Below are 14456 nucleotides of genomic sequence, written 5' to 3' on the forward strand. Positions count from 1 at the left end.
CGCAAAGCGCATACCGGCTGGCGGTTGCGATGCGTGACCCCTCTGTCCTCGGTACCTGAGAGATTGCGCGGATCAAAAAAATCCGTCGCGCGCCCCTTCGGTGGGCTGCTGACATCGTTCGATGCCGCTGCCGCTCTCCAGAGTGCGAAAAAATTGCCCGAAAGGGCGATTTCTTCGACGCGGCCGGTCCTTTTGCCTGAGAGTTTGTGGGTGTGCCCCTTCGGCGGCGCGGCTCGCTTGGCGATCTTTGAATCGACAGAAGCCACGCGCTCTCCCGACGCGTGCGGCCGAATTTACGCGACCGAATTAGGCTTGTCAAACGGATTCGGACGGGGCTGAGTGTGCGGTGGAGCGGGTTGTGGCTGGCGACGATGCCTCGCCATGCGTCGGCCTCAGAACGTCGTTGACAGGGTCGAGTTGATTTGCCCCTGAAATGCATCGGTTTTCGGCAAGAACGCCAGACAGCTCGCGACGAGGTCGGTGGCGTCGTGCTGACTAAACGGCTCCGTGAGATGGTAATCCGCGTGCGTACGCACTTTTTTCAGGTCGATGAGCACGTAGGCCAGCGCCCGGCCTTTGTTCCCTACGGTCATGAGCCGATTTGTCAGCCGTTCATGTTGACCGGCAACCTCGCGCGTTGACGGCAAGCAGGCGTCCGCCACGGCAAGCGTTTTGTGATAAGCGGCGTAATAAGCTCGCGACGCGCCGGATCGCCATTCGCATTCGCTATTGCCTGCCGACAACTGCTGCGCCAGATGCAGCAGATCGGAAACCTGGATGCTCATTGCACCACCTCCGTTAGCGCACTGCGGGATGCAAGCGCACTAAGCGAACCAACAGGGCGACAGACGAAGGTAATCACCTCTGGGTACGCGTTATCGAAGGTCGTGGTCAATGCCTCGGCAATCGCGAAGTTGACGTTTCCACACTGGCTTGCAGTTTCGTCGACATAAAGCTCGTATCTCGTTGTGTCGTCGTAAATCATCAACCTGCTGCCGCGAATCATGCAGCCCTGCGAGCGGATTGCTTCGACCGCCGTTTCCAACAAAGCAAGCCGTTGCTCGGCATCGACGCCGCAACGAAGAAAGATCTGTGCCGTCGCTTCGATGTCGCGCGGTAGCTCCGCATCGCCTTCGGCAACGGTTGCATTGAGATCATGAGCAAGCATGATTGCCGCCGCCTCTTCGGCATGCAGCGCCGTGACGAATACACGCGCTGCCTTGATCCGGCTTGTCGGGTCGCTACGCTGCGTATCGGCGAGCAAGCGCGCGTAGTTCACCGCCATGCGCGGCTCTCCGAGATCGCACATTAGCGACGCCACATTGGTCAGAATGGTGACGTGATGCCTCGCCAATGCCTGCGCGGCTTCGGAGCAACGAACGCATTCGTCGCGATCACCACGGAGGAACGCGGTGAATGCGAGTACGAGCCAACATATCTCAGGACGTTCGCGGCCCTTGCTCAAGAACGCAAGCGCTTCTCGCTCGATGCGCCTTACCTGGAATTCGTTGCTCTGCGCCGTGATCACCATATCGATCAGATCGCATAGCCACTCTGTTGCAACAGCTTTCGGGACATTCAAGGGAACGCACTCCGGATATTCGTTTGCGGTCGATTCGAAATACTACCGCCTCGATCGCGCCAGGCGTTTGTCTCTTTAATGTGAATTAAATGCCCCTGCTGGAAGGCACGGAATTATTGCCGCAATCGTTCGAGTGAGCGCAAAAGCCGCCTCGTCAATGTCGAACAAACTCTACCCGCCGCCCTTCCTTTTCACTCTGAATAGCCAGCTCGATGATCGCCATCACATCCACCGCATCCTGCGGCTTAACGGGGAACGGTTTGCCATCCGACACGGCCCCCGCCAACGCCCGATAAAACTCCACATACGCTCCGTCGCGGGTGGCGAAAGCCTGACGCAGATCGTGATCGCCATCGACTTCGCGCAGCAAGCCCGGCGGGTTCTTGCCGAATTCCGAATGCCCCGGCCGCATGCCGGAGCGCAGTTGATCTTCCTGCACATCGACCCCGCTCTTCACATAGCTGCCGCGCGTGCCGTGAATCGTGAAACGCGGCGGATCGAGCGCCGCGAGCGCGCTTGCATGCAGAACGACTTCCTTATCCGCATAGCCGAGCACGAGATGCACGTAATCCGGCGCATGCGCGTGGTCGCGATGCGCCTTCACGAACGCCGTCACCGTCGCGGGCGCGCCGAACAACGTGAGCGCCTGATCGATCAGATGCGGCCCGAGATCGAACAGCAAGCCGCCGCCGCGCGATGCTTCCTCACGCCAGCGCTGCGGCACTTTCGGACGAAAGCGGTCGAAATGCGATTCGTAATGCGTGATGCGCCCAAGCCGCCCGCTTTCGATCAACGCGCGCACGGTCATGAAATCGCCATCCCAACGGCGATTGTGGAACGGCGCGAACAGAAGCCCGCGCGATGCGGCGAGATCGGCGAGCGTGCGGGCATCGCGCGAGGAAAGCGTCACGGGTTTGTCGACGACCACATGCTTGGCCGCCGACAACGCGCGATGCGCGAGGTCGAAGTGCGTGTCGTTAGGCGTGGCGATGACGATGCAATCGAGCGCGTCGATGGCAAGGAGCGCATCGAAATCGGCGACGATCCGTGCATCGGGATAATCGGCCTCGGCGCGCTCGGCCTGGCTCGTCGCGATGGCCGTCACCTCCGCGCGGCCGCAGTGTTCGATGACCGGCGCGTGAAACGTCGCGCCCGCCAGACCATAGCCCATCACGCCGACTTTCAGTTTTGAACTCATGCTTGGCGTCCTTTGAATCGGTAATCCGGCTGGATATTGTGGCATGTCAGTTGGACGCGGCGCGCTCGGTGCGTCGTTCACGGCGGCGTCACGATCATCCACCGATTGACGGACGATGGTCCCGTTCGGCGACAAGACGCAATCGCGAGCGCCACCCATCGTCCGAACGAACGAGGGCCAAAACCCGTCGCGTTCTATCGTGTTAACATCGCGCTCTCGCGCATTTTTTGCGGTCGCACGCGCGTCGCTGCGATGCGCGCAGTCCATCAGGCACCGGCGCCGCCGCGAGCCTCAACTCAAAGTCCAAAACGATGTCCGCAGGTCTGAACGCCGCGCAAAGCGAAGCCGTGCGCTATCTCGACGGTCCCTGTCTCGTGCTCGCCGGTGCGGGCAGCGGCAAGACGCGCGTGATCACGCAGAAGATCGCGCATCTGATCGAAGGACGCGGCTTCGAGCCTAGGCACATTGCCGCCCTCACCTTCACCAACAAGGCCGCGCTCGAAATGCGCGAGCGCACCGCGAAGCTGCTCGAAGGCAAAACGCTCACGACGCCCGGCAAGGAAGGCCGCAAGGTGCCCGTGAATCAGTTGACCATCTGCACGTTTCACTCGCTCGGCGTGCAGATCATGCGTCAGGAAGCGGAACATGTCGGCCTTAAACCGCAGTTCTCCATCATGGATTCGGACGATTGCTTCGGCATGGTTCAGGAGCAGCTCGGCACGACCGACAAGGGCTTGATCCGCAAGGTGCAGTCGATCATCTCGCTGTGGAAGAACGCGATGGTCTCGCCCGATCAGGCGTCCGTGCTCGCGAATAACGAAGACGAGCATCAGGCGGCGATTGTTTATCGGAGCTACGCGGCGACCTTGCATGCGTATCAGGCGCTGGATTTCGACGATCTCATCCTGCGTCCCGCGCAACTGTTCGCCGAAAACGAGCAGGTTCGCGACAAGTGGCAGAACCGTCTGCGATATCTCTTGATCGACGAGTATCAGGACACCAACGCCTGTCAGTACGAGTTGTTGAAGCTGCTGGCTGGTCCGCGCGCCGCCTTCACCGCCGTGGGCGACGACGATCAGGCCATTTACGGCTGGCGCGGCGCCACGCTGGAAAACCTCGGGCAGTTGAGCAAGGACTTCCCGAAACTGCATGTGGTGAAGCTGGAGCAGAACTATCGCTCGACGGTGCGGATTCTGACAGCGGCGAACAATGTGATCGCCAACAATCCCAAACTGTTCGAGAAGAAGCTCTGGTCCGAGCACGGCATGGGCGACAGCATCACCGTGACCGGTTGCAATGACGAAGAGCACGAAGCGGAGTCCGTCGTGTTCCGGCTGTCGGCGCACAAGTTCGAACGGCGCGCGGCGTTTCGCGACTACGCCATTCTGTATCGCGGCAACTTTCAGGCGCGCATCTTCGAACAGGTTTTGCGGCGTGAGCGCATTCCGTACGTGCTGTCGGGCGGGCAGTCGTTTTTCGACCGCGCCGAGATCAAGGACATCATCGCGTATTTGCGGCTGATCGCGAATCCCGACGACGATCCCGCGTTCATCCGCGCGATCACGACGCCGCGCCGCGGTGTCGGCAACACGACGCTCGAAGCGCTCGGCGCGTTCGCCGGCGCGGCGAAGGTGTCGCTCTTCGAGGCCGTGTTCATGGGCGGTATCGAGGCGCGCTTGTCGGCGCGGCAAGTGGAACCGCTGCGCACGTTTTGCGAGTGGATTCGCAGGCTGTCGGACCGCGCCGCGCGCGATCCGGCGAGCACCGTGCTCGACGACATGATGGAAGCGATCCACTACGAAGCGTATCTCTACGATGCCTACGACGAACGGCAGGCGCAATCGAAGTGGCAGAACGTTCTCGAATTCTGCGAGTGGCTCAAGCGTAAGGGCACGAAGCCGGAGCCATCGGCGGAAGCGGAACAGACCGGGTTCGATACGGCCGACGGTCTTTCGGATGACGGCAAGAATCTGCTCGGCCTGATTCAAACCGTCGCGCTGATGTCCATGCTCGAAGGCCGCGATGAAGATCCGGACGCGGTGCGGCTATCGACGGTGCATGCGTCGAAGGGGCTCGAATATCCGCACGTGTTTCTGGTGGGCGTGGAGGAAGGCATCATGCCGCATCGCGGCAGTTCGGACGATGACGCGCCAGTGGATTCCGCGCGTATCGAGGAAGAACGGCGGCTCATGTATGTGGCGATCACGCGGGCGCAGCGCAGCCTGCATCTGAACTGGTGCAAGAAGCGCAAGCGCGCGCGGGAAACGGTGGTGTGCGAGCCATCGCGCTTCATCCCCGAGATGCTGCTCGACGATGCACCGCCGCCGACGGCCGAAGAAGCGCCGTTGTCGCCGAAGGATCGGATGGCGATGTTGAAGGCGATGTTGCAGAAGGGGTGATGAGCGCTGGCGCGTTCGGCAGTCTTGAAGCGCGTCGAGCGTATGCGTGAGATTTTCTGCGCTATCAAGCTGCAGACGCGGTCCCGGCGGCTACCGTCGAAAGGCAAGCCGGCTAACTCCTCGTTCGACGAATATTGCGTTGTAAAAGCAAAGCCCCGCGACGCTCACACGCACGCAGTGCTTTTACCGCCGCCATTCACTTCGAAGCATTCACCATGTAATCGACGGCGGCTTTCACGTCCGCATCGGATGCATTCGATCCGCCTTTCGCCGGCATCGCGCCCTTGCCGTGCAGCGCGTAGTTGTAGACGGTGTCCATCGGATCTTTCAAGCGCGGCGCCCATGCTTCCTTGTCGCCGAACTTCGGTGCGTTGAGCACGCCGGCCGCGTGGCACGCCTGACAAACCTGCTCATAGAGCGCCTTGCCGGCTTGCGATGCATCGGCGCTTTGCGCGCCCGCTGCCGGAGCAGCAGCCTGCGGCACCGATGCCAGCGCGGCGACTGCCGCCGCAGCCTGAGCGTTCTCCGTCGAACTCGCGCCAGCCGCCGCGCCGGATGCTCCGGCTGCGGGAGCCGCGGCGCCTGCCGTTGCGCCAGAAGCGGGTTGAGCCGGTTCGGGGAACTTGGCGCCGCCGTCGTTGGCCATGTAGACGACTGCGCGAGCGATTTCGAAGTCGCTATAGTCGTCGGGGCTCGTGCCGCCGCGCGCGGGCATGGCGCCCTTGCCGTTGAGCGCGTTATGCAGAAGCGTGTCGTAGCCTTCGCTGATGCGCGGGGCCCAGGCGCTGGCATCGCCGAACTTGGGCGCGCCTGCGGTTCCTGCCGCGTGACAGGCCGAGCACACGGCCTTGAAGACTTGTTCGCCGGTCTTGTAGACGCGTGGCGCGTTGGCGTCGCGGATATCGACTTGAGCGGCCGGTGCGATACGTTCCTTGACCGAAGCTTCGAGGTCGGTGCCGGCGCCGGTGCGAGTCGAGTTATTCACATAGACCGCGAGCAGGATGATGATGGCGACCGGTATGCCAAACCCCGCGATCACCGCCGCGATGAGTTGGCCGGGTGTTTTTATTGGGGCTCCGTGGGGTGCTTCGCTCATGCTTGTCTCGTCTCCCGTTTTTTCTAGGTGAGTCGGTTCAGTGACAGCGTGTGGCTACCGCGATTGCCCTCCTTCTGTATGAGGGCACGGTCGATTATAGACGGAACGTTTAACGCAGGGCGTGGGCCGCCTGCTTTGGTTTCACGCGCGTTTACCCGAACCGGCGCGGGTTCCGAGCTTCCACGAAAGGCGCTCGCGCGGGCCGCGCGATGGACGGATTCATCGAAAACAGGTATTCTCTCGGATTAGCATGGGTCTTGCAGACGCTTCTCCAGCGTCCCCCGCAGCCAAGATCCTCGTCAACGCGCCCGTAGCTCAATGGATAGAGTACTGCCCTCCGAAGGCAGGGGTTGCTGGTTCGATCCCAGCCGGGCGCACCACGTAGTTCTCGGCAATGCCGTTCAGATCAACTCGACGCCCGCTTCCGTGACGACCTTCCAGTCGAATTCATCATGCCCGCAAATCTGCTCCATGGCGCTCGAGAATTCGCCCACCGTGGCTTGCAGATAACGCAGGTTGTCGCTCCACTCCGGCACCGCGCCCTCCTGCGTCGTCAGCACCACGGTCATATGATTCCTGAGCGGACCTCGCGCATGATGTCGCAAGCTGTCCTGCACCTTCCGCGCATCTCCTTCCGGGTCGAGAATCAACACGGCTGGAATCCGCTCCGGTCCACTTGCCGACGCTCCACCGAGCTTGAGCCCCAGGCCCCGCAAATACACTTCGTGATATTGCGCCAGTTGCGACTGCACTGAACCGCTCTTGTAGACGATGGCTTGCGCCGTACGTGCAAGGCTACGGCGCTGCGCCGGGTTGGTGATCAAATTCGCGATCGCAGTGACCCAGGCATCGGCCGATGCCGAATCCACACGCACGCCCGAACAGGCATCGCGCACCAGGTCGCTGTATGCGGGATGCTCGCTGCCGAGCGTCGCCACGCCTGCCGCCGCGTATTCGAGCCATTCCGTCCGCGCTTCGCCATTGTCGACTTCCGACGCGGCACGCGGCATGAGGCCGATATCGAGTTCAAGTTGCCGGAAGACCTTCGCGTGCTCCTCGTAGGTTTCGGCTACGCCAACCAGGGTGACATCCGGCTGTCCCATCCAGTCCGGCGGAGGCGGCGCGCCGACGAACACGAATTGCACGTCGCCAGCGAAGCGCGCGCGAAGCGCCATCAGCGCCGGTTCGATGACTGCGAAATTGCACGGCTTCGTCGCCGAACCCATGATGCCGATGCGTACCTTCTCCTCGTTCATTCGGACCGGACTGTAGAAGCGGTCGAAGTCCACGCCCGTCGGCAACACGTGAATGTTGCCATTCCACGGACGCATCGCCTCCGCTAGCGCCGGCGTCGTGACGATCAGCGCGTTCGCACGGCGCATGACGTACTCGACCTTCTCGCCCGCGCGCCGGCTCAAGAAGTGCAGCGGATGGGTCTCGGGAAGGTCGTGATACGGCTCGTTGGTCTCGTAGATCACCGGCTTGCCGAGCCCGAAGATCGCTTCGAGTTGCTCGGGCGTGGCGGCCATCGGAAAGCGCCGCTGCATCAAAACGATGTCGGCCGACGCAATCTTCTCCTCGGTGTTCTGGATCGGCCAAATCAGTTCCCAATGGTCGGCCAGGAGTTCGAACGGCTTCTTGACGCGCGATGTCGACCAGCGGTGCGCGACCGGCTCGGTCGTCAGTGCCGCGATCCGCCGTTTCGGGGTCTTCGGCACGTTCGACGAAGCAACCCGCAGTTCGGCCGGGCGCCGAAGCGCTTTTCGCGCCGCATCCTGAGTCTTCTCCAGAAACACGGGCAGGTCCGCCCGGAACACGTTGCCGAGCGCCACCAGGGTCGGATATATCGTGTCCACGGTCGCCAGGGCGCGCGCGTAGCCATTCTTCTCGTTCGCCATGGCCGCCCCGTTGACGCCGAAGGCGAACTGATCCGGCACGGCCTTCAATCCGCCCTCGGGCAGGTAGATGACAGGGCAGCCGCACGCCATGGCCTCGTTACAGACAGACGACTGCTCGTAGGAGTAAAGCACCCGGCCGCCTTGCAGCTTCTTCGCGAGTTCGGGAAGCGTCACGGGGTTCGCCATCGACAGTAGTTCGGTGCCGGGCGGGAAAAGCGAAAAGTCGATCTTGTCGAGCGGATGCCGGTAATGGAAGACGAACGTCCGGTCCTTCTTGACCGTGGGATCGGGCTTGAACAGCTCCGTATCGATCACGGGCAGGAACAGAAAATCGACGTCCTTCTTGTTCGCGCTACCGAGGAAGTTCTCCGAAAAATAGAAGACCAGATCGTCCTTGCCCTCGTTGAGCGGCTTTCCTGACAGGAACCCGATGTGGTTGAGGATATAGCGTACGCATACATCGGCATTCATCGGGTTGCCCGACACGATCTCCGGATAGACGACGATCGGCATGCGGCCCTCCAACCTGTGTCGGGCCTGCACCTCGAATGTGGCAAGCGGCGTGTCGAACCGTGGGTTGACGACATCGGTCGCGGAGATATAGGCGTCGTATCCCTCGCGATTGAGCAGGTGACAGAGCGTGTGCATCACGACGATCCCGGCCGATGACTCCCGGTAAGCCGGCGCATAGATGTAGTACGGATGCCCCTTGCGTGAAGCTCTGGTGCTGGCGATGTTCATGTGGCACTACCTTGCGGTCTGGTTGCTGGCTTTCGGCCGGTTCGACGAATGGATGAGGAGCGCCGGCATTTCGCGGTCGATCTTCCCGAGCGTGAAGTCTGCGGGCAGACGCGTCCCGTCGATCACGCGAACAGACCGGTTTTGGCACGTTATCTCGCCGCATTGCCTGCGCGGCCTTGACCAGATAATTCATCGGAATCGCCCTGACAGGCCGGCATAGGTGTTTTCGGCTGGCGCATGGGACGCCGCCAGCCGCGCGGCGACAACATCACCCTCGGAACACGAAAGACATGACAGCCAGCCTGCCTCCCGAATCAGTTTCCGCGCTGCCGCTGGAGCGAATGTTCGTCACGCAGCCGCATCTGCCGCCGCTCGCGGAATTTTTGCCCTACCTCGAGCAAATCTGGGAGAGCAAGGTCCTGACCAACGGCGGGCCGTTTCATCAGCGCTTCGAACAGGCGCTCGGCGAACACTTAGGCGTCCGGCATCTTTCGCTGTTCAGCAATGGCACGCTCGGGCTCGTCACGGCGCTGCAGGCGCTGCGCATCACGGGCGAAGTCATCACGACGCCGTACTCGTTCGTGGCGACCGCGCATTCGCTGTTGTGGAACGGCGTCAAACCCGTATTCGTCGATGTCGATCCTGTCACGCTGAATCTCGACCCCGCGAAGATCGAGGCGGCCATCACGCCTCAGACCACGGCGATCCTGCCGGTTCATTGCTACGGCAATCCGTGCGATGTCGATGCAATCCAGCGGATCGCGGACAACTACAACCTGAAGGTCATCTACGACGCCGCCCATGGCTTCGGCGTGCAGACCGAAGCGGGCAGCATCCTGGCGCACGGCGATCTGTCCGTTCTCAGCTTCCACGCGACAAAGGTGTTCAACACTTTTGAAGGCGGCGCAATCGTCTGTCCGGACGCAAAGACCAAGCTGCGCATAGACCAGCTCAAGAACTTCGGTTTCGTCGACGAAACGACGGTGGTGGCGAGCGGCATCAACGCGAAGATGAGCGAGATCAACGCGGCGTTCGGCCTGGTTCAACTCGAACACATAGAAGATGCGCTCGCGCGCCGGCGAGAGATAGACGCGCTGTACCGCGAAATGCTGCGCGATGTGCCGGGTATCCGTTGCCTGCCAAGAGGCTCGCAGACCGTTGCCAACTGCTCGTACTTTCCGATACTCGTCGAAGCCGATTTCTCGCTCACCCGCGATGCGCTATACGAACATCTGCGCAGTCGGCAGATCTATGCGCGCCGCTATTTTTATCCGCTTATCTCCGATTTCCCGATGTACCGCGGACTTCCCTCGGCGAGCCGCGCGAATCTGCCGGTCGCGGCCAATGCGGCCAGCAAGGTACTGTGTCTGCCGATCTACCCGGCCTTGAGCGACGAGCATGTCGCCTTCGTCGTCGAGACGATCTTGAGCGCTGCAAACGGCCGCTCTCACGACCTGAAATGACCGTCAAATCACCGTCTGTTCGCGCGATGAGGTCTTGCAGCGACATGGCAGAATTTTTCCTGAGATTCGGGCTGCAAGGCGCACGGCGCTAGATGTTCCGCATGACGACGACGCGCGTCAGCCCGACCGCTTTTATCGATGCTTTTTTCAGGACGCAGGCCGCACCATGATGATCAACGTGCTCGAATATTTCGAAGGAGGTGCGCTGGCACGTATGCCGGAAAAGACCGCCATCGTCGATGGCGACAAGCGCTATAACTTTCGCGAGCTCGAAGTTCATGCGAAGGCATTCGCCGCCGCCATTCGCGCGCGTACCGATGCGATCCGCAATCCGATTGCCGTGTTTCTGCCGAAGTGCGCCGAAACCATCTTCGCCGACTTGGGCATCGTCTACACGGGAAACTGCTACGCCAATCTCGACATCAAGCTGCCCGCCATCCGCCTCAAGGCAATTCTCGATAATCTGGACGCACCGCTCATCGTGACGAACGCCGCGCTGGCGTCTTCCTTGAACGCAGTCGGAATCGATGACAAGCACATTCTCCTTATCGACGACGTGGGGCATACGGACCACGCTTCGTCGAACGTCGAACTGGATTGGTGCCTCGACAATATCATCGACACGGACCCGCTTTGCATCATCCACACGTCGGGTTCCACGGGCGTGCCGAAAGGCGTTGCACTCAATCATCGCGCGACCATCGACTTCATGGACTGGGCATTCGAACGTCTGGCGCTCGATGGCAGCGAGACGATCGGCAGCCTGTCTCCTTTGTACTTCGATATTTACTCGCTCGAACTCTTCCTGTGTCTCGCGAAGGGCGCGACCATCTCGCTGATCCCGGAACAGATCGCGGCTTTCCCGGCTTCGCTTCTCCAGCACCTGATCGATCAGAACATCAGTTTCATTTTCTGGGTGCCCACGATCATGGTGAACATCGCGAATCAGGCGCTGCTCGAACGCTTGCCGCCCGTCGCGCTGAAGAAGATTCTTTTCGCAGGCGAAGTATTCCCCACGCGGCCGCTGAACATATGGCGCAAGCACTTGCCGCAAGCCATGTTCGTGAATCTGTACGGGCCGATCGAGGCGACGGTGGATTGCACGTACTTCATCGTCGAGCGCGACTTCGGCGACGACGAGAAGCTGCCCATCGGCTTTCCCTGCCGCAATTCGGATGTGCTGATCCTGACCGACGAGGGGCGCGCCGCGCGCATCGGCGAGCACGGTGAGTTGTGCGTGCGTGGCAGTTCGCTCGCGCTCGGATACTGGAACAATCCGCGGAAAACGGCGGATGCCTTCACGATGAATCCGCTGCAGCCGCATTATCCCGACCGACTTTATCGCACGGGCGATACGGTTTATCGAAACGAGCGCGGCGAGATCATGTTCGTCGGCCGCCGCGACTATCAGATCAAGCATTTGGGTTATCGCATCGAGCTTGGCGAAATCGAGCACGCCGCGTTGCAGATCGAAGGCATTGCGCAGGCATGTGTGGTGTACGACTCGGCGAAGAAACAGATCGCGCTGTATTTCGAATCGGACGAGAACGTTTCCGCCGCCGCCATCCGCACGGCGCTCGGCGCGCGCTTGCCGAAGTACATGCTGCCGACCGCCTTTATGCGTATCGACAGCATGCCGCGAAACCCCAACGGCAAGATAGACAGGCTCGCGCTCTCACAAAAGCAAGCGGCGCCGCGCCCGGCCGTCGAGGCGTGAAACAGGCTGGATTCGCCGCGACAGAAGTCGCATTGGCGCCGGTATTCGAACACGGAGTGGAATTTATGTTGGCAGCAAAGTTGATGGACTTGCTCAAGAGCGTGCGCCCCGAAAGCGACTTCACGCGGTCCGAGGATTTTCTCGAAGACGGTTTGCTCGATTCGTTCGACATGCTGACACTGGTCTCGACCATCGACGACGAATTCGACATTTCGATCGATGGTCTCGACATCGTGCCCGACCACTTTCGCAACGTGCAGGCCATTTCCCTGCTCATCGCGAGATATGGAGTGACGCAGTGAACCTGTTCTTCAAGGGCAAGCGCATCAGCAGTCTGCTGACCGTCGTGCCCGCTCGCGAGCAATCGTTCGTCGAGGACATGAAGCGCTTCGACTTTCCAGAGGCGCGCTCGCGCAAACTCATGCAGGTCATGGGCTACGACAAGCACCGTCTCGTCGATGCCGATACCTGCGTGTCGGACCTCGCCGTCTTCGGGCTGGAGCAGTTGTTCGCGAGAAAGGTGATCGCTCGTGACGAAATCGATGCCCTCGTGCTCGTCACGCAAACGCCCGACTACCTGATGCCGCCGACGAGCAGCATCGTGCAGGGACGACTCGGCCTGAAGCAGGACATGTTCTGCATGGACATCAACCAGGGATGCGCGGGCTTCGTCGTCGGTCTCATTCAGGCGTTCATGCTGCTCGAACAACCGAATATCCGGCGCGTCGCACTCGTCAACGCCGACGTGATGAGCCGCAGGACTTCGCCCAGGGACCGCAACAGCTATCCGCTGGTTGGCGACGCGGCGTCCATCGCCATTGTCGAATCGGCGGCGCCGGATCGCGTGGTCCATGCCAATCTGAAGATGGACGGCACGCGACACGCGGCCCTGATGATTCCCGCCGGCGGAATGCGCATGCCGTGTTCGCCGGCAACGGCCGAGTTGCGGGACGAAGGCGATCACAATTTTCGTGCGCTGGATCATTTGAAGATGGAAGGCTCGGAGGTCTTCACGTTCGTCCAGACGGAGGTCCCGCCGATGATCACGGCGCTGATGAATCAGGCGGAAACGACCATCGACGAGATCGACTGGTTTCTGTTCCATCAGCCCAACCGCTTCATGCTGCAAAAGCTCGCGGACAAGATAGGCATTCCGTACGGCAAGCTGCCCATGAACGTGGTGGAAAAGTACGGCAATAGCAGCGGCGTGACGATTCCAATGGCAACCGTCGAAAACCTGCGCGAAGTCCTGACGCAGCACGAGGCGCTGGTATGTCTCGCCGGATTCGGCGTCGGTCTCACATGGGGATCGATGCTCATGCGTCTCGGACCGCTGGACGTATGTGAAATGGTGCAATATCCCTGACAGGAGTTTCCAGATGAAAGACGTTTTTTACGCCAACCTCGCCGAGTTGCTCGAAGTCGATTCGGTCGACCCAGACCTGCCGCTCGACCATTACGACAACTGGGATTCCCTGACCGCGCTCGCATTGATTGCGTGGCTCGACAAGGAGCTTGGCGTCGCGATCAGCGCCAAGGGCATCAGCGAATTCGCTTGCGCCGCGGACTTGTTCGCCGCGCTCGAAAAACAGCACGCCTGAGCATTCATGTCGAATCCTCTGAACCTCGAAGGTCAACGAATCCTCGTCACGGGTGCGGCGTCGGGCATCGGTCTCGCGACCAGCCAGTTGTTCAGCGCGCTGGGCGCGGCCGTCGTCATGCTGGATCGTGACGATGCGCGGCTTCAGCAAGCAAGCGCCGGCCTCAACGCGAAGACGGTGACCTTCGATCTTCTCGATACCGAACGCCTGCCCGGCCTCTTCGCCGAGTTGGCGCAAGCCGGGGGACCGTTCTCCGGGCTCGTGCACGCGGCGGGAATCAGTTCCATTGCGCCTACCCGCTTGCTGACGCCCGCGCGCTATCGTGAAGTGTTCAGCGTGAATGCCGAAGCTGCGCTCGCGTTGCTGCGCGGCTTTCAGCACCGCAGCGTATGCCGCGCAAATGGCGGCTCGGTGGTGTTCATCTCGTCGGTCATGAGCATCGTCGGCTCCGCCGGTGCGTCGGCTTATGCCATGTCGAAAGCCGCGCTCACCGGCCTTGCAAAATCGGCGGCTCTGGAGTTTGCGCCGAGAAGTATCCGCGTCAATTGCATTGCTCCCGGATTCGTCAAGACCGCGATGTTCGACGAAAACTCCCGGCACTGGAGTGAAGAGCAGCGCAAGCAGATCGAATCCGCGCATCCGCTGGGTCTGGGCACGCCCGAAGACATCGCCAATGCGGCCGCCTTTCTCGTTGCCGACTCCGGTCGCTGGATCACCGGTTCGGTGCTGGTCTGCGACGGCGGCTACACCGCGTCCTGAGC

General features: G+C 61.2%; 12 protein-coding genes, 1 tRNA gene and 2 riboswitches. Of the genes, 8 read left to right on the forward strand and 5 right to left on the reverse strand.

The features are described 5' to 3' along the window. Positions 1–32: 32 nt before the first annotated feature. A riboswitch (glycine riboswitch) is annotated at positions 33–151 on the reverse strand. A gap of 22 nt (positions 152–173) precedes the next feature. After that, positions 174–287, reverse strand: a riboswitch (glycine riboswitch). A gap of 105 nt (positions 288–392) precedes the next feature. The 3 genes from LDZ28_RS13325 to LDZ28_RS13335 all read right to left on the reverse strand — a co-directional run bounded on the left by LDZ28_RS13325 (position 393) and on the right by LDZ28_RS13335 (position 2780). Then, positions 393–785 (reverse strand): hypothetical protein, encoded by a 393-nt coding sequence (locus LDZ28_RS13325; RefSeq protein ID WP_244826573.1) that lies wholly within the window; start codon positions 783–785, stop codon positions 393–395. After that, positions 782–1285: a hypothetical protein gene (locus LDZ28_RS13330; protein WP_244826574.1), complete on the reverse strand. Its 504-nt coding sequence runs from the start codon at positions 1283–1285 to the stop codon at positions 782–784. Before LDZ28_RS13330 ends, LDZ28_RS13325 begins: the two co-directional genes overlap by 4 nt. A gap of 451 nt (positions 1286–1736) precedes the next feature. Continuing rightward, positions 1737–2780 (reverse strand): oxidoreductase, encoded by a 1044-nt coding sequence (locus tag LDZ28_RS13335; protein ID WP_244826575.1) that lies wholly within the window; start codon positions 2778–2780, stop codon positions 1737–1739. A 311-nt stretch (positions 2781–3091) separates the two neighbouring features. Between LDZ28_RS13335 and LDZ28_RS13340 the strand changes: the two genes are divergently transcribed. After that, a complete protein-coding gene (locus LDZ28_RS13340; RefSeq protein WP_244826576.1) occupies positions 3092–5179 on the forward strand; it encodes a UvrD-helicase domain-containing protein in 2088 nt (695 codons plus the stop codon). Positions 5180–5375: 196 nt separating this feature from the next. Here the strand turns inward: LDZ28_RS13340 and LDZ28_RS13345 are convergent, their stop codons facing one another. After that, positions 5376–6275 (reverse strand): cytochrome c5 family protein, encoded by a 900-nt coding sequence (locus LDZ28_RS13345; protein ID WP_244826577.1) that lies wholly within the window; start codon positions 6273–6275, stop codon positions 5376–5378. Positions 6276–6579: 304 nt separating this feature from the next. On the opposite strand from LDZ28_RS13345, the gene LDZ28_RS13350 reads away from it, so the two are divergent. Next, positions 6580–6655 (forward strand) — tRNA-Arg (locus tag LDZ28_RS13350). 21 nt (positions 6656–6676) lie between these two features. On the opposite strand, the gene LDZ28_RS13355 is transcribed toward LDZ28_RS13350, so the two are convergent. Next, complete coding sequence (locus tag LDZ28_RS13355) at positions 6677–8914, reverse strand: glycosyltransferase family 4 protein (protein ID WP_244826578.1); 2238 nt, start codon at positions 8912–8914, stop codon at positions 6677–6679. Between the two features lie 290 nt (positions 8915–9204). Between LDZ28_RS13355 and LDZ28_RS13360 the strand changes: the two genes are divergently transcribed. From LDZ28_RS13360 to LDZ28_RS13385, 6 genes are all read left to right on the forward strand, one after another. Next, on the forward strand, positions 9205–10377 hold the full coding sequence (locus LDZ28_RS13360; protein ID WP_244826579.1) for a DegT/DnrJ/EryC1/StrS aminotransferase family protein: 1173 nt from the start codon (positions 9205–9207) through the stop codon (positions 10375–10377). A gap of 166 nt (positions 10378–10543) precedes the next feature. Further along, positions 10544–12094 (forward strand): amino acid adenylation domain-containing protein, encoded by a 1551-nt coding sequence (locus LDZ28_RS13365; RefSeq protein WP_244826580.1) that lies wholly within the window; start codon positions 10544–10546, stop codon positions 12092–12094. A 65-nt stretch (positions 12095–12159) separates the two neighbouring features. Continuing rightward, the gene (locus LDZ28_RS13370) at positions 12160–12396 is read left to right on the forward strand and encodes an acyl carrier protein (RefSeq protein WP_244826581.1); all 237 of its coding nucleotides are present in this window, start codon (positions 12160–12162) and stop codon (positions 12394–12396) included. After that, on the forward strand, positions 12393–13460 hold the full coding sequence (locus LDZ28_RS13375; protein ID WP_244826582.1) for a 3-oxoacyl-ACP synthase III family protein: 1068 nt from the start codon (positions 12393–12395) through the stop codon (positions 13458–13460). The genes LDZ28_RS13370 and LDZ28_RS13375 overlap by 4 nt, the downstream gene beginning before the upstream one ends. A gap of 13 nt (positions 13461–13473) precedes the next feature. Beyond that, positions 13474–13695, forward strand: a complete 222-nt coding sequence (locus tag LDZ28_RS13380; RefSeq protein WP_244826583.1) for an acyl carrier protein — start codon at positions 13474–13476, stop codon at positions 13693–13695. A gap of 6 nt (positions 13696–13701) precedes the next feature. Beyond that, complete coding sequence (locus tag LDZ28_RS13385; RefSeq protein ID WP_244826584.1) at positions 13702–14454, forward strand: SDR family NAD(P)-dependent oxidoreductase; 753 nt, start codon at positions 13702–13704, stop codon at positions 14452–14454. The last annotated feature ends 2 nt before the right edge of the window (positions 14455–14456 follow it).

The organism is Caballeronia sp. TF1N1 (assembly GCF_022878925.1).
Classification (GTDB): Bacteria; Pseudomonadota; Gammaproteobacteria; order Burkholderiales; family Burkholderiaceae; genus Caballeronia.